A 17,918-nucleotide genomic window follows, 5' to 3' on the forward strand; every position below is an offset into this window, starting at 1 on the left:
GGGGAGCGCTTCAGCGCTCCCCCGGCATCAACCACTGCCTGCGCGACGCGAACACCGCGTTCGGATACTCGGCGCGGCCACGGCTGCCGTTGTAGCGGCCCAGCGCCAGGAAGAGGTCGCCCTTCTCGATGTCGAGGTAGTGGCGGAGGATCACGCAGCCGAAGCGCAGGTTGGTCTGCATGTGGAAAAGCCGTGACGCGTTGCCGTCACCGATGGCGCGCGTCCAGAACGGCATCACCTGCATGTAGCCGCGCGCACCGGCCGTGCTGATCGCGTACTTGCGAAAGCCGCTCTCCACCTGGATGAGGCCGAGCACCAGGCTGGGCTCCAGGCCTGCGCGCTTGGCTTCGTACCAGACCGTCTCCAGGAACTCGATGCGGATCTGCGTCTCGGTCTTGCGCTTCTTGAGCCGCTCGCTCATGGCGCCCAGCCAGCGCAGGTAGGCCATGCGCGCCTCGACATCGTCGAACCGCGGCCGCGGCGGCGCGTTCTGCGCGATGGCCGCGCCCAAGGCCGAGCGCACCGCGTCAGCCAAGGGTTCCTCGACCTGGGCACCTGCCCGCGCGCCTAGCGGCGCCGCGAGCAGGCCCAATACCGCAAGGCGGCGTTTCAAAGCTTCAGCAGACCCTTCAGGTGGCCGACAACGCTCGAGACGGCCAGTTTGGTCGCCGCCTCGTCGCGCCGGCCTTGATACTCGACCTGGCCTTCCTTCATACCCCGATCAGACAGCACGACGCGGTGCGGCACGCCGATCAGCTCCCAGTCCGCGAACATCGCGCCGGGGCGCTCGCCACGGTCGTCCAGCAGCACGTCCACGCCAAGCGCCTTCAGCTCGTCATAGAGCTGGTGCGCCGCGGCCTTGACCTCTTCGCTGCGGTCCATGCCGATGGGGCAGATGACGGCGGTGAACGGTGCGATCGCGTCCGGCCAGATGATGCCGCGGGCGTCGTGGTTCTGCTCGATGGCGGCGCCCAGGATGCGCGTCACACCGATGCCGTAGCAGCCCATCTCCAGCAGCCTGGGTTTGCCGTTCTCGTCGAGGAAGGTCGCGTTCATCGCGGCCGAGTACTTGGTGCCGAGATAGAACACATGGCCGACCTCGATGCCGCGCTGGATGGCGAGCAGGCCCTGGCCGTCCGGCGAGGGGTCGCCGGCGACGACGTTGCGGATGTCGGCGATGACATCCGGCTCCGGCAGGTCGCGGCCCCAGTTGACGCCGGTCAGGTGGAAGTCGGCCTCGTTGGCCCCGCAGACGAAATCGCTCATGACCACGACCGTCCGGTCGGCGACGATCTTGACCGGCTTCTTCAGGCCGATGGGGCCGAGGTAGCCCGGCTTGCAGCCGAAGTGATCCACGATCTCACCCGCGGTCGCGAAGCGGAAGCCGCCTTTGAGGCCCTCCACCTTGCCGGCCTTGACTTCGTTCAGGTCATGGTCGCCGCGCACCAGCAGCAGCCAGACCTGGGTCTTGGCGATGTTGCCGTCCTTGTCCAATTCGTCGGTGGCCAGCACCAGCGATTTGACCGTCTGCGCAAGCGGCAGGCCCAGCAGCGACGCGACTTCCTCGCAGGTGGCCTTGCCGGGCGTGGGCGTCTTGGCCAGCGCCTGCAACGCGTCGGCGCGTGCGGGCAGCAGCGCCACGGCCTCGGCTAGCTCCATGTTGGCGGCGTAGTCGCTGGTCGGGCAGTAGACGATGGCGTCTTCGCCGGTGTCCGCGATGACCTGGAACTCGTGAGAGCGGTCGCCGCCGATGGCGCCGGTGTCCGCCGCGACGGCACGGTACTGCAGGCCGAAGCGATCGAAGATCTTGCAGTAGGCCGCGTACATGTTGTCGTAGCTGCGGCCGGCCGCCTCTACATCACGGTCGAAGGAGTAGGCATCCTTCATCGTGAACTCGCGGCCACGCATCAGGCCGAAGCGGGGCCGGCGCTCGTCGCGGAACTTGGTCTGGATGTGATAGAAATTTTTCGGCAGCTGGCGGTAGCTGCGCAGCTCCTGGCGGGCGATGTCGGTGATGACCTCCTCGCTCGTCGGCTGCACGATGAAGTCGCGGCCATGGCGGTCTTTCACGCGCAGCAGCTCGGGGCCCATCTTGTCGAAGCGGCCGGTCTCCTGCCACAGCTCGGCAGGCTGGATGACGGGCATCAGGCACTCGACGGCGCCGGCGGCGTCCATCTCCTCGCGGATGATCTTCTCGACCTTGCGGATGACGCGAAGTCCCATCGGCATGTAGTTGTATATCCCGGCGCCCAGGCGCTTGATCATGCCGGCGCGCATCATCAGCCGGTGGCTGACAACCTCCGCATCGGCGGGCGCTTCCTTGAGGGTGGAGACAAAGAACTGCGAGGCTTTCATGGGTAGACCCAAATGCGAAGGCCGGGTGAAAACCCGGCCGAAGTCACGACAAAACAGGGGCAAATCTTCGGGTTAGCGAGGGCAACGCCGCAATCGCGGCCCGATGCAATAATCGAACCAACTAGAGATTTGAGGTTGATTATGCTCGACCGTGAAGGCTTCCGCCCCAACGTCGGCATCATCCTGCTCAACCAACGCAACGAGGTCTTCTGGGGCAAGCGCATCCGGACGCACTCGTGGCAGTTCCCGCAAGGGGGCATCAAACACGGCGAGACGCCTGAGCAGGCGATGTTCCGAGAGCTCCACGAAGAGGTGGGGCTCACGCCAGAGCATGTGCGCATCCTTGCGAGGACGCGCGACTGGCTGCGCTACGAGGTGCCCGAGCACTTCATCCGGCGCGATGCACGCGGCCATTACCGGGGCCAGAAACAGATCTGGTTCTTGCTGCAGATGCTCGGCCGCGATTGCGACATGAACCTGCGCGCCACCGACCACCCGGAGTTCGACGCCTGGCGTTGGAACGAGTACTGGGTGCCACTGGAGGCGGTAATCGAGTTCAAGCGCGGCGTCTACGAGATGGCGCTGACGGAGCTGGCGCGCTATCTGCCGCGCATCAACCACCACAACCGCTATCTGCGCGCAGGCATGCGACCGGCGCATCGGGAGCGCAACAGCGGGCCGATGCCGCTGGAAGCGACGGCGACGCCGCCGGAAGGCGAGTCGCAGGGCTGAGTCCGACTACGCTCACATCGCAAGCGATATGAGCTGCGCCGCAATTGGCTCCTCCTAGCGGAGGACCAAATTGTCGCGGTGGATCAGCTCCGGCTCGGCCGCATAGCCGAGCAACCCCTCGAACTCCGATGACGGCTTGCGGGCGATCAACCGCGATTCAGCGCCGGAGTAGTTCGCCAGGCCACGCGCCAGCTCGGTGCCGTCCGGCGCCAGCACGGCGATGACGTCGCCCCGGTGGAAGTCGCCCTGCACCTCGGTGACGCCGATGGGCAGCAGGCTCTTGCCCTCGCCACGCAGCTTCACGACGGCGCCAGCGTCGACGCGAACGGCGCCGCGCATTTGCAGGTGGTCCACCATCCATTGCTTGCGCGCCGCCAGCTTGGGCGTGGCGGCATGCAGCGCCGTGCCGATCGCCTCGCCGCGCGCCAGGCGCAGCAGCACGTCGGGCTCGCGCCCCCAGGCGATGACGGTGCCCGCCCCGCTGCCCGCGGCGCGCTTGGCGGCGAGGATCTTGGTGATCATGCCGCCACGGCCGATGCTCGAGCCGGCGCCGCCGGCCATCCGCTCCAGCTCGGGATCGCCGGCCTGGGCGTTGTCGATGAAGCGGGCGGTCGGGTCCTTGCGCGGATCTGCCGAGTACAGGCCGCGCTGGTCGGTCAGTATGACCAAGGCGTCAGCTTCCACGAGGTTGGCCACCAGCGCGCCCAGCGTGTCGTTGTCGCCGAACTTGATCTCATCATTGACGACGGTGTCGTTCTCGTTGATGACCGGCAGTACGCGGTGCGCCATCAGCGTCAGCAGCGTGGAGCGGGCATTGAGATAACGCTCGCGGTCGGCCAGGTCGGCGTGGGTCAGCAGCACCTGGGCGCTGTGCATGCCGTGTGCGCTGAGCTGACTCTCGTACATCTGCGCCAGGCCCATCTGTCCGACGGCCGCCGCAGCCTGCAATTCATGCAATTCCTTGGGCCGCGTCGTCCAGCCCAGGCGCTTCATGCCCTCGGCGATTGCGCCGCTGGACACCATGACCAGCTCGCGCCCTTCATTCGCTAACGCCGCGAGCTGGCGGCTCCAGTTCGCAATCGCTTCGGCATCGACACCGCGCCCCTCGTTGGTGACAAGGCTGGAACCGACTTTGACAACGATGCGGCGCGCGCTGGACAGCAAGCTCATTCGGCGGCTGAGTCGGTAGGACGAGGGGAATCGAAACGGATGTCGGGCTCTTCGAGCACACGCTGCTGGGCGGCGACATGGTCGTAGATGGCATGGATCAGCGGCTGGCAGCCTTCGCGGGTCAGCGCCGAGATCTCGAAGACCGGCCCCTTCCACTTGTAGCGCTTGACGAAGTCCTTCACGCGCGCGGCGCGCTCTTCGATGGGCACCATGTCCAGCTTGTTCAATACCAGCCAGCGCGGCTTGGCGTGCAGTTCAGCGTCGTACTTCTTCAGTTCGGCGACGATGGCCTTGGCTTCCTTGACCGGGTCGACCTCGGGATCGAAGGGCGCCAGATCGACAACGTGCAGCAGCAGCCGCGTGCGCTGCAGGTGGCGCAGGAACTGATGGCCAAGGCCGGCCCCTTCGGCAGCACCTTCGATGAGGCCAGGGATGTCGGCGACGACAAAGCTCTTTTCCGGCCCGACACGCACGACGCCGAGATTCGGATGCAGCGTCGTGAAAGGATAGTCGGCGATCTTGGGCTTGGCGTTGGACACCGCCGTGATCAACGTCGACTTGCCGGCATTCGGCTGGCCCAGCAGGCCCACGTCGGCCAGCACGCGCAATTCCAGACGGATCTTCTTGATCTCGCCCGGCCAGCCGGGCGTCTTCTGGCGCGGGGCGCGGTTGGTGGATGTCTTGAAATGCAGGTTGCCGAAGCCGCCATCGCCACCCTTGCAGATCAGGATGCGCTGGCCGGGCTCGAGCAGTTCGCCGATGACGGACTCGGTTTCGAGGTCCGTGATGATGGTGCCGACCGGCATGCGCAGCACGATGTCGTCGGCTGCCGCGCCGAAGCAGTCGGAGCCGCGCCCGGCCTCGCCGTTGCGAGCCTCGTGGCGGCGCGCATAGCGGTAGTCGATCAGCGTGTTCAGGTTGCGGTCGGCTTCGGCCCAGACGCTGCCGCCCTTGCCACCGTCCCCCCCGTCCGGCCCGCCGAAGGGAATGAACTTCTCGCGGCGAAAGCTCGCGCAGCCCGCACCGCCGTTACCGGCGGCGACATCGATGGTGGCTTCGTCAACGAATTTCATGGCGGGTTGCCATCGTAATGGCGGAGGTTGTGACCAGCATGCCGTCGTGTGGCGCGCCAGACTTCAGAAATGACAAAGCCCCGGCGAGCCGGGGCTTGAGGGTGTCGGGCGATGCGCTCGCCCTCAACGGCTGCCGTTCAGGCGGCCAGCGGCGTGATGACCACCGTCGAACGGTTGCTCGCACCCTTGACGGTAAAGCTGACGTGGCCATCGACCAGCGCGAACAACGTGTGGTCCTTGCCCATGCCAACGTTCACGCCAGCATGGAACTTGGTGCCGCGCTGGCGCACGATGATCGAACCTGCGGAGATCAGCTCGCCGCCATAAGCTTTGACGCCCAGCATCTTGGGCTTGGAGTCGCGGCCGTTCCGTGTGGAACCGCCGCCTTTTTTCTGTGCCATGAGTAGCTCCTAGAAATTAGCGAAAGACGACTGGATCAGCCGTTGACCGCGCTGATTTCCAGCTCGGTGTAGTTCTGGCGATGGCCCTGGCTCTTCTTGTAGTGCTTGCGACGGCGCATCTTGAAGATGCGAACCTTGTCGTGCTTGCCATGGCTGACGACCTTGGCGCTGACGGTGGCGCCAGCGACCAGCGGAGCGCCGACGGTCAGGCCGTCACCGCTGCCAACTGCCAGCACTTGATCGAGGGTGACCTCAGCGCCGACTTCCGCGTCGAGCAACTCGACCTTGATCTTTTCGCCAGCAGCAACCTTGTACTGCTTGCCGCCGGTTTTGATGACCGCGTACATGTTCTTCCTTTCGCACCCGTGAGGTGCATTCACCCGGCTCCAGCAGCTTGGCGCTCCGCCATGCGGTAACGCTGCCGCCCTCGTCGGGCCTTTTTGTCGGTTTTGTTCTCCCGCAGCCCAGGCGCCGAGGCGCACGAGTTGCAAAGAGCCCGCGAGTATACCCGCAGTCTTGAATGACTGGCAATGACCGTCCTCCCTGTTGCGAGACAGGCGTTCCGCCGGCCCTTCAATGCCGGCCGAGGCCGAGGAGCGCAAATGCGGTTTCTATAATGCCCCGATCCCTAGCTTGAGAGTCCAGAGTGCGCGTCGAGACTGCCTCGCCCCCACCCCAAGTTGCCGAGGCCCTTGCGCTGCTCGCCGCCGAGATGGCCCAGGTCGATGGCGTCATCGCGCAGCGCCTGAGCTCCGAGGTGGCGCTGATCGATCAGATCGCCCACTACATCGTCCATGCCGGCGGCAAGCGCATGCGACCCAAGCTCGTGCTGTTGTTTGCAAACGCGCTCGGCTTCGAGGGCACTGCACGGTTTGAACTGGCAGCCGTCGTCGAGTTCATTCACACGGCGACCCTCCTCCACGACGACGTCGTCGACGAGTCGTCGCTTCGACGCGGCAAGCCGACTGCGAATGCGCTGTTCGGCAATGCGGCGAGCGTGCTAGTCGGCGACTTCCTTTACTCGCGCGCCTTTCAGATGATGGTCTCGGTCGATCGCATGCGCGTGCTGGAAGTGCTGGCCGAGGCGACCAACGTCATCGCGGAGGGCGAGGTCTTGCAACTGATGAACATGCATGACCCGGACATCAGCGTCGAGAGCTACCTGCGCGTGATTCGCTTCAAGACCGCCAAGCTCTTCGAAGCCAGCGCCCGCCTCGGCGCGGTACTTGCAAACGCGACGCCGGAGGTCGAGGAAGCTTGCGCAGCTTATGGCCGTGCGCTGGGCACAGCCTTCCAGCTCATTGACGACGTGCTCGACTATGAAGGCGATGCCCACGAGCTGGGCAAGAACATCGGTGACGACTTGCGCGAAGGCAAGACGACGCTGCCGCTGCTGATCGCCATGGAACGCGCCCTGCCCGAGCAACGTGCGCTGCTGCGCCATGCCATTGAGGAAGGCGAGCAAGAAAAGCTGCAGGAGATCGTCGGCATCGTTCGCTCTACGGGCGCCCTGGAGTCCACACGTGAGGCCGCGCGCGCCGAAGCAAGACACGCAAGCGACTCTCTTCAGTCGCTACCTCGCAACAAGTGGACAGAATCTCTGCTAGAATTCGCAATTCAGTCGGTTGAGCGCCACTCTTAAGTGGCTCGCAACGGAAGACATCGGGGTGTAGCTTAGCCTGGTAGAGCGCTACGTTCGGGACGTAGAGGCCGGAGGTTCGAATCCTCTCACCCCGACCAAGTCTTCACCCTCGGGATGGGGGTCCGCGAGATGCGGCAAACGTCACGCCGCGCCGCTGAATTTCCCTGCCCTACGCTGGCACAATCGATCGACTTCACTCTGCCGTCGCCGACGCACACCCGTGGAAACCACGCTCGCCGAGCCGCTTCAATCTGCCCTGTCGGGGGTTGCGCGCATGCTCGTGCATGCAGGCAAACTGCCGGCGAAGGCTGCTGAAGAACTCGTCAAGCAGGCGCGCGACAAGAAGGTCAGTTTCGTCAATGCGGTTATCGCCAGCGGTCAGGTGTCGCCGTCCGACTTGGCGCACACGCTGTCCAGCGCGCTGGCGCTGCCGCTGCTGGACCTTGCCGCCATCGATCCGCAGCGCATGCCGCAGAACGTCATCGACGCGAAGCTGACGCTGCAGTACCAGGTCGTTGCGCTGTCGAGACGCGGCAATCGCCTCTTCGTGGGTGGCGCCGACCCGACCGATCTCGAAGTCATCGAGCGCATCAAGTTCGCCACACAGCTGCAGCCTGAATGGGTCATCGTCGAGCACGACAAGCTGACGAAGATGCTCAGCAGCGTCGGCGTCAGTGCAACTGAAACCTTGGAGTCGATCGCCGGCGGCGACTTTGACTTCGACATCGCCGAGGAAGAATCCGCTCCACAGCCGGAGGCGGCCGAGCTGGGCGATGTCGAGGACGCGCCCGTCGTGCGCTTCCTGCAAAAAATGTTGGTCGACGCGATCAACCTGCGCGCGTCCGACCTGCACTTCGAGCCGTACGAGTTCCACTATCGCGTGCGCTTTCGCGTCGACGGCGAACTGCGAGAGATCACCCAGCCACCGATCGCCATCAAGGACAAGCTGTCCTCCCGGATTAAGGTGATTTCGCGCCTGGACATCGCGGAGCGCCGCGTGCCTCAAGACGGCCGCATGAAGCTGAAGTTCGGTGCGAAGTCCATCGACTTTCGCGTCAGCACGCTCCCCACGCTGTTCGGCGAAAAGATCGTCATCCGTATCTTGGACTCCTCGTCAGCGAAGCTGGGCATCGATGCGCTGGGCTACGAGAAGATCGAGAAAGAGCGGTTGCTGGCGGCCATCTACCGCCCCTACGGGATGGTGCTCGTGACCGGCCCGACGGGTTCGGGCAAGACGGTGTCGCTTTATACCTGCCTGAACATCCTCAATCAGCCGGGTGTCAATATTTCGACGGTTGAAGACCCGGCCGAAATCAACCTCCCGGGCATCAACCAGGTCAACGTCAACGACAAGGCCGGGCTCAACTTTTCGGCCGCGCTGAAGTCCTTCCTGCGCCAGGATCCCGACATCATCATGGTCGGCGAGATCCGCGACCTTGAGACCGCTGACATCGCCATCAAGGCGGCCCAGACCGGGCACATGGTGATGTCCACGTTGCATACCAACGACGCGCCCAAGACGCTGACGCGCCTGCTGAACATGGGTGTGGCACCCTTCAACATCGCGTCGAGTGTGCTGTTGATCACTGCGCAGCGCCTGGTGCGGCGGCTTTGTGAGAACTGCAAGCAGCCCGCCGACTATCCGCGCGACGCACTGTTGAAGGCCGGCTTCAGTGAAGAAGACTTTGATGGGAGCTGGAAGCCGTATCGGGCCGTGGGATGCAACAACTGCACAAATGGTTACCGCGGCCGCCTTGGCCTTTACCAGGTCATGCCCATCACCGAGCCGATCCAGCGCATCATCCTGGCCGAGGGAACGGCGATGGACATCGCCGAACAGGCCAAGAAGGAAGGCGTGCGCGATCTGCGCCAGTCGGGCCTGATCAAGGTGCGCGGCGGCGTCACGTCGCTCGAAGAAGTCCTGTCCGCCACCAACGAATAAACAGTCGCGAGGAGAGCGCATGGCAACTGCCACCGCCGCAGTAAAAGGCGTCAAGGAGTTCGTCTTCGAGTGGGAGGGCAAGGACCGCAACGGCAAGATCGTCAAGGGCGAATTGCGTGCGGGGGGCGAAGCAATGGTCAGCGCCACGCTGCGCCGCCAGGGCATCCTCGTCAACAAGGTCAAGAAGCGCCGCGTCAGCGGTGGAAGCTCGATCAAGCAGAAGGACATCGCCGTCTTCACGCGGCAGCTCGCCACGATGATGCGTGCGGGCGTGCCGCTCCTGCAGGCCTTTGACATCGTGGGACGCGGCGCGACCAACCCACGGCTGGCACGGCTGTTGAACGACATCCGGCAGGACGTCGAGACAGGTACCAGCCTCTCGGCGGCCTTCCGCAAGCATCCGATGTATTTCGACGCGCTGTACTGCAACCTCGTCGAGGCCGGCGAGACCGGCGGCATCCTTGAAGCCTTGCTGGACCGGCTTGCGATCTATCAGGAAAAGACGGTCGCTCTCAAGAACAAGATCAAGTCCGCATTGACCTACCCGATCGCGGTCATGGTCGTGGCCTTCATCGTCGTCGCGGTCATCATGATTTTCGTCATTCCCGCATTCAAGGAAGTCTTCACCTCCTTCGGGGCCGACCTGCCGACTCCGACCCTGATTGTCATCGCCATGTCCGAGTTCTTTGTGGCGTGGTGGTGGGCCATGTTTCTTGGCATTGGCGGCGGCGTCTACTTCTTCATCCAGAGTTGGAAGCGCTCCGAAAAGGTGCAAAAGCGCATGGACCGGATATTGCTGAAGATCCCCGTGTTCGGCGACTTACTGTACAAGTCCGCCGTCGCGCGCTGGACGCGGACCCTATCGACAATGTTCGCCGCGGGCGTGCCTCTCGTCGAAGCGTTGGATTCTGTCGGTGGCGCATCGGGCAATGCGGTGTTCCAGGAGGCCACGGAGCAGATCCAGCGCGACGTCTCCACCGGGTCCGCGCTGACGACCTCCATGCAGACCGCGGGCATCTTTCCCACGATGGTGCTGCAAATGGCCTCCATCGGCGAGGAGTCAGGTTCCCTGGACCACATGCTCGCGAAGGCCGCCGAGTTCTACGAGGACGAAGTGGATGAGGCGGTGAAGGCCCTGTCCAGCCTGATGGAGCCCTTCATCATCGTCATCCTCGGCGGTTTGATCGGCGGCATCGTGGTGTCTATGTACCTGCCGATCTTCAAGATTGGCGCGGTTGTCTGATTGCCCCCGGTAGGGCGGCTCAATGCGGGTAGATTCCCGCCTCCCTTATCCACCCGTCGCGCCGCCCACCATGCCCCTCGCTTCAATCGACTGGTCCGTCTGGCTTTCCCCCTGGTTGTTGGGCGTTCTGGGCCTGTGCATCGGCAGCTTCCTGAACGTCGTCATCCATCGCCTGCCGCTGATGCTGGAGCGCCAGTGGTTGCATGAATCCGCGGCGCAGTTGACTGATGCGGCAGCGATGGCCCGCGTGGCCGGCGTGCCGTCCGCGGACGCCGAGAAGCTGGCCAAGGCGGTGGACGCCTATGGCACCAGGATCGAGGAACTGCCGCCTTTGGGCATCTCCAAGCCGCGCTCGCGCTGCCCGCATTGCGGCCATCAGCTGCGCTGGCATGAGAACCTGCCCCTCGTCGGCTGGTTGCGCCTGGGTGGCAAATGCGCCGCGTGCAAGGCTCCGATTTCCAAGCGGTACCCCCTCGTCGAGCTGTCCACCGGCCTCGCGTTCGCCGCGCTGTCCTGGCGCTTCGGCGCCCAGCCGACGACGCTGCTGTGGTGCGGCTTCGTGGCCGCACTGATTGCGCTGGCAATGATCGATTGGGACACGACGCTGCTGCCCGACGCCATCAACCAGCCGCTGCTGTGGACCGGCCTCATCGCAGCGTTGATGGGCTGGACCATTCCGCTCGACAAGGCCTTGATCGGCGCGCTGGCGGGCTACCTGTCGCTGTGGTCCATCTACTGGCTGTTCAAGCTCGCCACCGGCAAGGAGGGCATGGGCTTTGGCGATTTCAAACTGCTCGCCGCGCTGGGGGCCTGGCTGGGTTGGCAGATGATCCTGCCCATCGTGCTGGGCGCCTCGGCCATCGGCGCCATTGTCGGCATCATCATGAAGATGACGGCCGGCCTGCGCGAGGGCCGCTACGTGCCCTTCGGCCCCTTCCTCGCAGGCGGGGGGCTGGTCGTGCTGTTCGCAGGCCAGCAGACGGTCCTGGGCTGGCTCGGCTGGGCGTGAGCCACGCATGAGGGTCGGCCTCACCGGCGGCATCGGCTCGGGCAAGAGCACGGTCGCCGGTTTTCTGCGCGAGGCAGGTGCTGTCGTTGTCGACACGGACGCCATCTCGCGCGGGCTCACACTGGCCGGGGGTGCAGCCATGCCGGCGATCGCGCAAGCCTTCGGTGCAGCATTCGTGTCGACCGACGGCGCGCTGGACCGCGAGCGCATGCGCGCCCTCGCCTTCTCCGACGCCTCTGCGAAGCGGCGACTGGAATCCATCCTGCATCCGCTGATCACCACTGAAGCCCTCGCCCAGGCCGAGGCCGCAGCGGGCGCACCGCTGATCGTTTTCGACGTCCCTCTGCTCGTCGAGTCCGGCCGCTGGCGGCCCCGCGTCGCCCGCGTGCTGGTCATCGACTGCTCGACCGAGACGCAGTTCGCCCGCGTGCTGCAGCGGCCCGGCTGGACGCACGAGCGCATTGAAGGCGCCCTTGCCGCACAGGCCAGCCGCCAGACGCGCCGTGCGGCGGCAGACGCCGTGCTGTGGAATGACGGCATTGCGCTTGTCACGCTCAGAAACCAAGTTCTGATGCTGGCCGCACGCTGGGGCTGTGAAACAATCGCCGCGCCCTGACTGAAGTCCCCGCCGTGGTCTTGTACGAGTACCCGTTCAACGAAAGCATCCGCACGATGCTTCGCCTCGAACACCTGTTCGACCGTCTCGGCACGCTGATGGCGCGCGAAGCCGCGCTCGACCATCACTTCGCCCTGGTCACGCTGTTCGAGATCCTCGACGTCGCATCGCGCGCCGACCTGAAGAGCGACCTGCTCAAGGAACTCGAGAAACACAAGGCGCAATTCAACGCCTATCGCGGCAGCCCAGGCGTCGACGAAGCACGGCTGGACGAGGTTGTCGCGCGCATCGACGGCGCTTTCCAGCGCCTCAACGCGCTGGCCGGCAAGACTGGCGTGGCGCTGACGGGCAACGACTGGCTGATGAGCATCCGCAGCCGCATCAGCATCCCGGGCGGCACTTGCGAGTTCGACCTGCCGGCCTACTACAACTGGCAGCAGATGCTGCCGGTGCGCCGTCGCAAGGACCTGATGAGCTGGGCGCAGTCGCTGATGCCGATGGCCGAGGCGCTGCAGGTGCTGCTGGGCATGCTGCGTGACTCCGGCGCGCCGCACAAGGTGGCGGCCACGGCCGGCCAGTTCCAGCAGAGCCTGGCGGCAGGTCGCGTCTACCAGTTGCTGCGCATGCGCATCGACCCCAGCCTCGGCCTCATCCCGGAGATCTCGGGCCACCGGCTGATGATCTCCATCCGGCTGATGCGCCAGGACGAGGAGGGCCGGCTCAAGCTGGCCCAGGAAGACACCAGCTTCGAACTCGCGCTGTGCCAATGAAGACGAATGTCCAAGGGGAGCGCATCGTGCGCTGCCCGCAATGCGGTGGCGAAAGCGTGTTCGCGCCGAGCAACAAGTGGCGCCCGTTCTGCAGCGAGCGCTGCCGCCAGATCGACCTGGGCGCGTGGGCCAGCGAGAGCTTCCGCGTGCCGGCCACACCGCCGCAGGACCCCGATGAATTCGGGCCCAACGGCGAGCCGCTGCACTAAGCGCTCAGCAGCCGGCGGGACACCAGTTCGCGCCGCGCGCTGGCGGCATCGGTGAACAAGAAGGACTGCCAGTCGCGCGACAAGGCCGCGTCGACGTTGACTGGATGGTCATCGATGAAAAGCAGTTCTTCAGGCTTCGCGCCGAAGTGCCGCTCCGCCAACGCGAAGATCTCCGCGCCCGGCTTGATCTGCTTGACCCGGCCGGAGAACAGGCCCGACTCGAACCACTCGGTCAGTGGATAGGTCGCACTGAGATGGTCCGCGTAGGGCTCGGGCATGTTGGACAGGAAGTGCAGCGTGTGCCCCGCGGCCTTCAGGTCGCGGATCAGCACGACCGTCGCCGGGATGGCCATCAGCTCGTCCGGCACCGCGCGCACGACGGTCTCGACCTCGCCCCGCAGCCAGCCGGTGCGGGCGGAGATGCGGCGCACCACTTCGTCCGTGCCGATCAGACCCTGGTCGAACAAGCCCCAATCCCCGCCGTAGTTCTGGAAGAAGAGCGACGCCGCCTGGGCGCCCTGCTCCAGCGTCTCGATGCGATGCGGCAGGACCCGCGCGAGAAAGCTGGCCGGGTGCCAGCGGAAGACGACACCGCCGAAGTCGAAGACGATCTTCATGCGACCACCAATCGCGTCAGCAGCCCTGCGGTCGAGCCATCCAGCCCGACGGTGTCGCCGCTCTCCAGTCGCGGCAGCAGCTGGTTGCACAGCGCTTTGCCGAGTTCCACGCCCCACTGGTCGAAGCTGTTGATGCCCCAAAGCGCGCCGGTCACGAAGACGCGGTGCTCGTAGAGCGCGATCAGCGCGCCCAGCGAGCGCGGCGTCAGCGCATCCAGCACCAGCGTCGTGCTTGGCCGGTTGCCGGGGAAGCTGCGGTGGCGGGACAGCACGTCGCGGTCCAGCGTCGCGGACGCGGTCGGCGCCTTTTCGGCCAGCGCCTCGGTGGCGGTCTTGCCTTGCATCAGCGCCTGGCTCTGCGCCAGGCAGTTGGCGAGCAGCTTGCGGTGCTGGTCGGCAAGCTTCTCGGCCAACTCACCGCTCGCGCCATGGTTGGGGCGCTTCACCGCGATGAACTCGACCGGGATCACGTCCGTGCCCTGGTGCAGCATCTGGAAATAGGCATGCTGGCCATTGGTGCCGGCCTCGCCCCAGACGACCGGGGACGTGCCCAGCGACAGCGCGTGGCCGTCCAGGTCCACGCCCTTGCCGTTGCTCTCCATCTCCAGCTGCTGCAAATAGGCCGGCAGCCGGCGCAGGCCCTGGTGATAGGGCGCGACGCTGCGGCTCGTGAAACCATGGAAGTTGCGGTACCAGACGTCCACCAGGCCCAATAGCACCGGCAGATTCCGCTCCAGCGGCGCAGTCGCGAAGTGCTGGTCCATCGCATGGGCGCCGGCCAGCAGCTCGCGGAAGTTGTCGGCACCCACCGCGATGGCGATGGGCAAGCCGATGACGGACCACAGCGAATAGCGCCCACCCACCCAGTCCCAGAAACCGAAGGCGGTGTCGATGCCGAAGGCGGCGGCCGCGGCGGTGTTGCTGCTTGTCGCGACGAAGTGACGGGCGATGTCCGTCCCGCCGGCCGCGAGGAACCAGGCCTTGGCGGCCTGCGCGTTGGCCAGCGTCTCCTGCGTCGTGAAGGTTTTAGATGCGATGACGAAGAGCGTGTGCTTGGGCGCCAGCGCCGCCAGCACCGGCGCCAGGTCATGCCCGTCGACGTTGGAGACGAAGTGCAGCTTCAGGTCACGGCGGCCGAAGGCCTGCAGCGCCTGCACGACCATGGCCGGGCCGAGGTCGCTGCCGCCGATGCCGATGTGCACGACGTCGGTGATGTCGCCGCGCTCGCCGCGGCGCACGCTTTCGGCAAAGGCCAGCATGGCGTCCAGCGACGCCTGCACCTCGGCGTTGAATGGCGCGCCGCTTCCGGCTGGCGCGCGCAAGGCGGTGTGCAGCACCGCGCGGCCTTCGGTGTGGTTGACCGGATCACCGCGCAACAGGGCATCGCGTCGCGCTTCCAGGCCGCAGTCGCGGGCCAGGGCCAGCAGCAGGGCCAGCGTGGCCGCGTCGATGCGGTTCTTGGACAGGTCGGCAAAGACCTCGGGCGCTTCGAACGACAACGCGCCGAAGCGGCCCGCGTCGGCCACGAAGGCCTGGCGGATGTCGAAGCCGCGACCGCTCGCGGCGTAGTGGGCCTGCAGTTGGGCCCAGACGGGAGACAGGTCGCAGCGCTTGGCCATGGTCAGTCAGGCGGCTTCGATCAGTTTGTCGAGCTTGCCAGCGTCGACGGCGAACAGGCGGATGCCTTCGGCCAGCTTCTCGGTCGCCATCGCATCCTCGTTCAGCGCAAAGCGGAATGCGGCTTCGTCGAGGTGAATGGCCGGCATGTCGGGCGCCTTGGCCGGGTCGAGCGCACGTTCCAGCTTGGCGTCGATCGCCTGCAGTTGCGCGAGCAGGTCGGGGCTGATGGTCAACAGGTCGCAGCCGGCAAGCGCCCGGATCTGGCCGATGTTGCGGAAGCTCGCGCCCATCACCTCGGTCTTGATGCCGTGCTGCTTGAAGTAGCCGTAGATCTGCGTCACCGATTTCACGCCGGGGTCGTTGACCCCGGCCATTGCGGCCTCGTCCCACGAGGCGCCGGCGGACTTCTTGTACCAGTCGTAGATGCGGCCGACGAACGGGGAGATCAGCTGCACCTTGGCTTCACCGCAGGCCACGGCCTGGGCGAAGGCGAACAGCAGCGTCAGGTTGCAGCGGATGCCTTCGCGCTCCAGTTCAGCGGCGGCCTGGATGCCTTCCCAGGTCGACGCGAGCTTGATGAGCACACGCTCGCGGCCAATGCCGGCGGCTTCGTACAGCGCAATGATGCGGCGCGCCCGCGCGAGGCTGGCAGCCTTGTCGAAGGACAGGCGCGCATCGACCTCGGTCGACACGCGGCCGGGCACGACCTTGAGGATCTCCAAGCCGAACCGCACGAGCACCTGGTCGACGATTTCGTCCAGCGGTTTGCCGCGGTGGGCCTCGACGGTCTCCTTCAGCAGCGGCGCATAGTCGGGCGACTGCACGGCTTTCAGGATCAGCGAAGGATTCGTCGTCGCGTCACGCGGCGCGAACTGCGCGAGCTGCAGGAAATTGCCAGTGTCGGCGACGACGGTGGTGAAGGCTTTGAGCTGGTCGAGCTGGTTCATGGTGGGCCTGTGTTCGGGTCGATTGGATTGACCCGGCGAAGAAACTGCTGCATAGTATTTCACGAAACTAAGTTACACAACGGTTAGCGTCTCATGGGAGGACGCTGGCCTGGAGACCCGTAGATGTCCTTTGATCTCGTGTTCTTTGGCGGCACCGGCGACCTGACATGGCGCAAGCTGATGCCCGCACTGTTCCAGGCTTTCCGGCATGGCAAGCTGCCCGAAGACGGTCGCATTCTCGCCGTCGCGCGTGACGACCAGACGGACGAACGCTATCGCGAGTGGCTCAAGGAGCGCTTCCGTGAGGTCGACGGCGCCAAGCGTCCCAATGACGAGGAGTTCGAGCGTTTTGCGGCGCTGATCCACTACCGCCGCATGGACCTTTCCCAGCCCGACCACTACCAAGGGCTGAAGGAATGGCTGGACGCACGCAATGCCGACACCGTCGTGCTGTACCTCGCGACCAGCCCCCATCTGTTCACCGGCATCTGCCAGCAGCTCGGTGCGGTCGGCCTGAACCACGACAAGGTGCGGGTGGTGCTGGAGAAGCCGCTGGGCCACGACCTTGCCAGCGCACAGGAGATCAACCGCGCGGTGCGCAGCGTCTTCGCGGAGAGCCAGGCCTTCCGCATCGACCACTACCTCGGCAAGCCGTCGGTGCAGAACCTGATGGCGCTGCGGTTCGGCAATGCGCTGTTCGAACCGCTGTGGCGCCGGGAGAGCATCGCCAACATCCAGATCACGCTGGCCGAGCGCCTGGGGGTGGGCACGCGCGGCGCCTTCTACGACGGCACAGGTGCGCTGCGCGACATGATCCAGAACCATGCGCTGCAGCTGCTGACGATGATCGCGATGGAGCCGCCGAGCAGCAACGACGCCGACGCCATCCGCGATGAGAAGCTCAAGGTGCTGCGCTCGCTCAAGCCCTTCACGCCGGAAAGCGTCGCGCGGGACGTGGTGCGCGGCCAGTACCGCGCCGGCAGCATCGAGGGCACGGCGGTGCCGGGCTATCTGGAAGAGGTCAAGGTGCCGCCGGACAGCGCCTGCGAGACCTTCGTGGCGCTCCGCACCGAGGTCAACAACTGGCGCTGGGCCGGGGTGCCCTTCTACCTTCGCACCGGCAAACGCCTGGCCGAACGCGATGCGCAGATCGTTGTCAACTTCCGCCCGGTGCCGCACAAGATCTTCCCGGGCGGCGCCAGCCAGCCCAACCGCCTGGTCATCAAGCTGCAGCCCGAGGACGGGCTGGAGCTGCAGTTGCTGGCGCAGAAGGGCGCCGTCCACGGCGAGCAGCTGACGCCGGTCTCGCTGGACCTGGACTTCGACAAGGCCTTCGCCACCCAGCGCGTCGGCGCCTACGAGCGCCTGCTGCTGGATGCGATCGCTGGCCGACTGAACCTGTTCGTCCGCAGCGATGAGCAGGAGCAGGCGTGGCGCTGGGTGGAACCCATCCTCGACGCCTGGGAGACCGACACCAGCGGCCCGCGCCCCTATTCCGCCGGCTCCTGGGGCCCGGCGGCGGCCAGCGCCCTGGTGGCGCGTGACGGTTTCTCCTGGGCTGAAGAACAGTGA

18 protein-coding genes and 1 tRNA gene are annotated in these 17,918 nt (G+C 65.6%); 10 read left to right on the forward strand and 9 right to left on the reverse strand.

The features are described 5' to 3' along the window. Positions 1–10: 10 nt before the first annotated feature. The gene (locus ASD35_RS07360) at positions 11–613 is read right to left on the reverse strand and encodes a lytic transglycosylase domain-containing protein (RefSeq protein ID WP_056874214.1); all 603 of its coding nucleotides are present in this window, start codon (positions 611–613) and stop codon (positions 11–13) included. Further along, the gene (locus ASD35_RS07365; RefSeq protein ID WP_056874215.1) at positions 610–2,355 is read right to left on the reverse strand and encodes a proline--tRNA ligase; all 1,746 of its coding nucleotides are present in this window, start codon (positions 2,353–2,355) and stop codon (positions 610–612) included. Before ASD35_RS07365 ends, ASD35_RS07360 begins: the two co-directional genes overlap by 4 nt. A gap of 141 nt (positions 2,356–2,496) precedes the next feature. On the opposite strand from ASD35_RS07365, the gene ASD35_RS07370 reads away from it, so the two are divergent. Next, positions 2,497–3,087 (forward strand): RNA pyrophosphohydrolase, encoded by a 591-nt coding sequence (locus tag ASD35_RS07370; protein ID WP_056874216.1) that lies wholly within the window; start codon positions 2,497–2,499, stop codon positions 3,085–3,087. Positions 3,088–3,141: 54 nt separating this feature from the next. Here ASD35_RS07370 and proB read toward each other — a convergent pair whose 3' ends face one another. From proB to rplU, 4 genes are all read right to left on the reverse strand, one after another. Then, positions 3,142–4,257 carry a glutamate 5-kinase gene (proB, locus tag ASD35_RS07375; RefSeq protein ID WP_056874217.1) on the reverse strand — a complete coding sequence of 372 codons (1,116 nt, stop codon included), beginning with the start codon at positions 4,255–4,257 and terminating at the stop codon, positions 3,142–3,144. After that, positions 4,254–5,330, reverse strand: a complete 1,077-nt coding sequence (gene obgE / locus ASD35_RS07380; RefSeq protein ID WP_056874218.1) for a GTPase ObgE — start codon at positions 5,328–5,330, stop codon at positions 4,254–4,256. The genes proB and obgE overlap by 4 nt, the downstream gene beginning before the upstream one ends. A 137-nt stretch (positions 5,331–5,467) precedes the next feature. Continuing rightward, entirely contained in the window at positions 5,468–5,731 is a 264-nt protein-coding gene (gene rpmA / locus ASD35_RS07385; RefSeq protein ID WP_056874219.1) for a 50S ribosomal protein L27, read from the reverse strand. Positions 5,732–5,766: 35 nt separating this feature from the next. After that, a complete protein-coding gene (gene rplU / locus ASD35_RS07390; protein ID WP_025564359.1) occupies positions 5,767–6,078 on the reverse strand; it encodes a 50S ribosomal protein L21 in 312 nt (103 codons plus the stop codon). A gap of 365 nt (positions 6,079–6,443) precedes the next feature. On the opposite strand from rplU, the gene ASD35_RS07395 reads away from it, so the two are divergent. The 8 genes from ASD35_RS07395 to ASD35_RS07430 all read left to right on the forward strand — a co-directional run bounded on the left by ASD35_RS07395 (position 6,444) and on the right by ASD35_RS07430 (position 13,162). After that, positions 6,444–7,373, forward strand: a complete 930-nt coding sequence (locus ASD35_RS07395; RefSeq protein WP_056874220.1) for a polyprenyl synthetase family protein — start codon at positions 6,444–6,446, stop codon at positions 7,371–7,373. A gap of 21 nt (positions 7,374–7,394) precedes the next feature. After that, positions 7,395–7,471: transfer RNA gene (locus ASD35_RS07400), tRNA-Pro, on the forward strand. A gap of 176 nt (positions 7,472–7,647) precedes the next feature. Beyond that, entirely contained in the window at positions 7,648–9,315 is a 1,668-nt protein-coding gene (pilB, locus tag ASD35_RS07405) for a type IV-A pilus assembly ATPase PilB (RefSeq protein WP_082579972.1), read from the forward strand. 19 nt (positions 9,316–9,334) lie between these two features. Further along, positions 9,335–10,558, forward strand: a complete 1,224-nt coding sequence (locus ASD35_RS07410; RefSeq protein WP_056874222.1) for a type II secretion system F family protein — start codon at positions 9,335–9,337, stop codon at positions 10,556–10,558. 70 nt (positions 10,559–10,628) lie between these two features. Further along, a complete protein-coding gene (locus ASD35_RS07415) occupies positions 10,629–11,567 on the forward strand; it encodes an A24 family peptidase (RefSeq protein WP_056874223.1) in 939 nt (312 codons plus the stop codon). Between the two features lie 7 nt (positions 11,568–11,574). Then, positions 11,575–12,183 carry a dephospho-CoA kinase gene (gene coaE, locus ASD35_RS07420; protein WP_056874224.1) on the forward strand — a complete coding sequence of 203 codons (609 nt, stop codon included), beginning with the start codon at positions 11,575–11,577 and terminating at the stop codon, positions 12,181–12,183. A 14-nt stretch (positions 12,184–12,197) separates the two neighbouring features. Next, positions 12,198–12,953 carry a cell division protein ZapD gene (gene zapD / locus ASD35_RS07425; protein WP_056874225.1) on the forward strand — a complete coding sequence of 252 codons (756 nt, stop codon included), beginning with the start codon at positions 12,198–12,200 and terminating at the stop codon, positions 12,951–12,953. Further along, a complete protein-coding gene (locus ASD35_RS07430) occupies positions 12,950–13,162 on the forward strand; it encodes a DNA gyrase inhibitor YacG (protein ID WP_056874226.1) in 213 nt (70 codons plus the stop codon). Before zapD ends, ASD35_RS07430 begins: the two co-directional genes overlap by 4 nt. On the opposite strand, the gene ASD35_RS07435 is transcribed toward ASD35_RS07430, so the two are convergent. The 3 genes from ASD35_RS07435 to tal are packed head-to-tail and all read right to left on the reverse strand — an operon-like array spanning position 13,159 to position 16,346. After that, a complete protein-coding gene (locus ASD35_RS07435) occupies positions 13,159–13,779 on the reverse strand; it encodes an HAD family phosphatase (RefSeq protein ID WP_056874227.1) in 621 nt (206 codons plus the stop codon). The two genes, ASD35_RS07430 and ASD35_RS07435, sit on opposite strands and share 4 nt — an antisense overlap. Next, positions 13,776–15,398 carry a glucose-6-phosphate isomerase gene (gene pgi / locus ASD35_RS07440; RefSeq protein WP_056874228.1) on the reverse strand — a complete coding sequence of 541 codons (1,623 nt, stop codon included), beginning with the start codon at positions 15,396–15,398 and terminating at the stop codon, positions 13,776–13,778. Before pgi ends, ASD35_RS07435 begins: the two co-directional genes overlap by 4 nt. Positions 15,399–15,404: 6 nt before the next feature. Continuing rightward, entirely contained in the window at positions 15,405–16,346 is a 942-nt protein-coding gene (tal, locus tag ASD35_RS07445; RefSeq protein WP_056874229.1) for a transaldolase, read from the reverse strand. A gap of 123 nt (positions 16,347–16,469) precedes the next feature. Between tal and zwf the strand changes: the two genes are divergently transcribed. After that, entirely contained in the window at positions 16,470–17,918 is a 1,449-nt protein-coding gene (zwf, locus tag ASD35_RS07450) for a glucose-6-phosphate dehydrogenase (RefSeq protein ID WP_056874230.1), read from the forward strand.

Source organism: Pelomonas sp. Root1444, assembly GCF_001426885.1.
In the GTDB taxonomy this organism is placed as follows: domain Bacteria; phylum Pseudomonadota; class Gammaproteobacteria; order Burkholderiales; family Burkholderiaceae_C; genus Pelomonas.

Excerpts from the sequence above, each read along its gene's own strand:
- ASD35_RS07365 (WP_056874215.1), bottom strand. The coding sequence starts at position 2,355 with ATGAAAGCCTCGCAGTTCTTTGTCTCCACCCTCAAGGAAGCGCCCGCC.
- ASD35_RS07370 (WP_056874216.1), top strand. The coding sequence starts at position 2,497 with ATGCTCGACCGTGAAGGCTTCCGCCCCAACGTCGGCATCATCCTGCTC.
- proB (WP_056874217.1), bottom strand. The coding sequence starts at position 4,257 with ATGAGCTTGCTGTCCAGCGCGCGCCGCATCGTTGTCAAAGTCGGTTCC.
- obgE (WP_056874218.1), bottom strand. The coding sequence starts at position 5,330 with ATGAAATTCGTTGACGAAGCCACCATCGATGTCGCCGCCGGTAACGGC.
- rpmA (WP_056874219.1), bottom strand. The coding sequence starts at position 5,731 with ATGGCACAGAAAAAAGGCGGCGGTTCCACACGGAACGGCCGCGACTCC.
- rplU (WP_025564359.1), bottom strand. The coding sequence starts at position 6,078 with ATGTACGCGGTCATCAAAACCGGCGGCAAGCAGTACAAGGTTGCTGCT.
- ASD35_RS07395 (WP_056874220.1), top strand. The coding sequence starts at position 6,444 with ATGGCCCAGGTCGATGGCGTCATCGCGCAGCGCCTGAGCTCCGAGGTG.
- pilB (WP_082579972.1), top strand. The coding sequence starts at position 7,648 with ATGCTCGTGCATGCAGGCAAACTGCCGGCGAAGGCTGCTGAAGAACTC.
- ASD35_RS07410 (WP_056874222.1), top strand. The coding sequence starts at position 9,335 with ATGGCAACTGCCACCGCCGCAGTAAAAGGCGTCAAGGAGTTCGTCTTC.
- ASD35_RS07415 (WP_056874223.1), top strand. The coding sequence starts at position 10,629 with ATGCCCCTCGCTTCAATCGACTGGTCCGTCTGGCTTTCCCCCTGGTTG.
- coaE (WP_056874224.1), top strand. The coding sequence starts at position 11,575 with ATGAGGGTCGGCCTCACCGGCGGCATCGGCTCGGGCAAGAGCACGGTC.
- ASD35_RS07430 (WP_056874226.1), top strand. The coding sequence starts at position 12,950 with ATGAAGACGAATGTCCAAGGGGAGCGCATCGTGCGCTGCCCGCAATGC.
- ASD35_RS07435 (WP_056874227.1), bottom strand. The coding sequence starts at position 13,779 with ATGAAGATCGTCTTCGACTTCGGCGGTGTCGTCTTCCGCTGGCACCCG.
- pgi (WP_056874228.1), bottom strand. The coding sequence starts at position 15,398 with ATGGCCAAGCGCTGCGACCTGTCTCCCGTCTGGGCCCAACTGCAGGCC.
- tal (WP_056874229.1), bottom strand. The coding sequence starts at position 16,346 with ATGAACCAGCTCGACCAGCTCAAAGCCTTCACCACCGTCGTCGCCGAC.
- zwf (WP_056874230.1), top strand. The coding sequence starts at position 16,470 with ATGTCCTTTGATCTCGTGTTCTTTGGCGGCACCGGCGACCTGACATGG.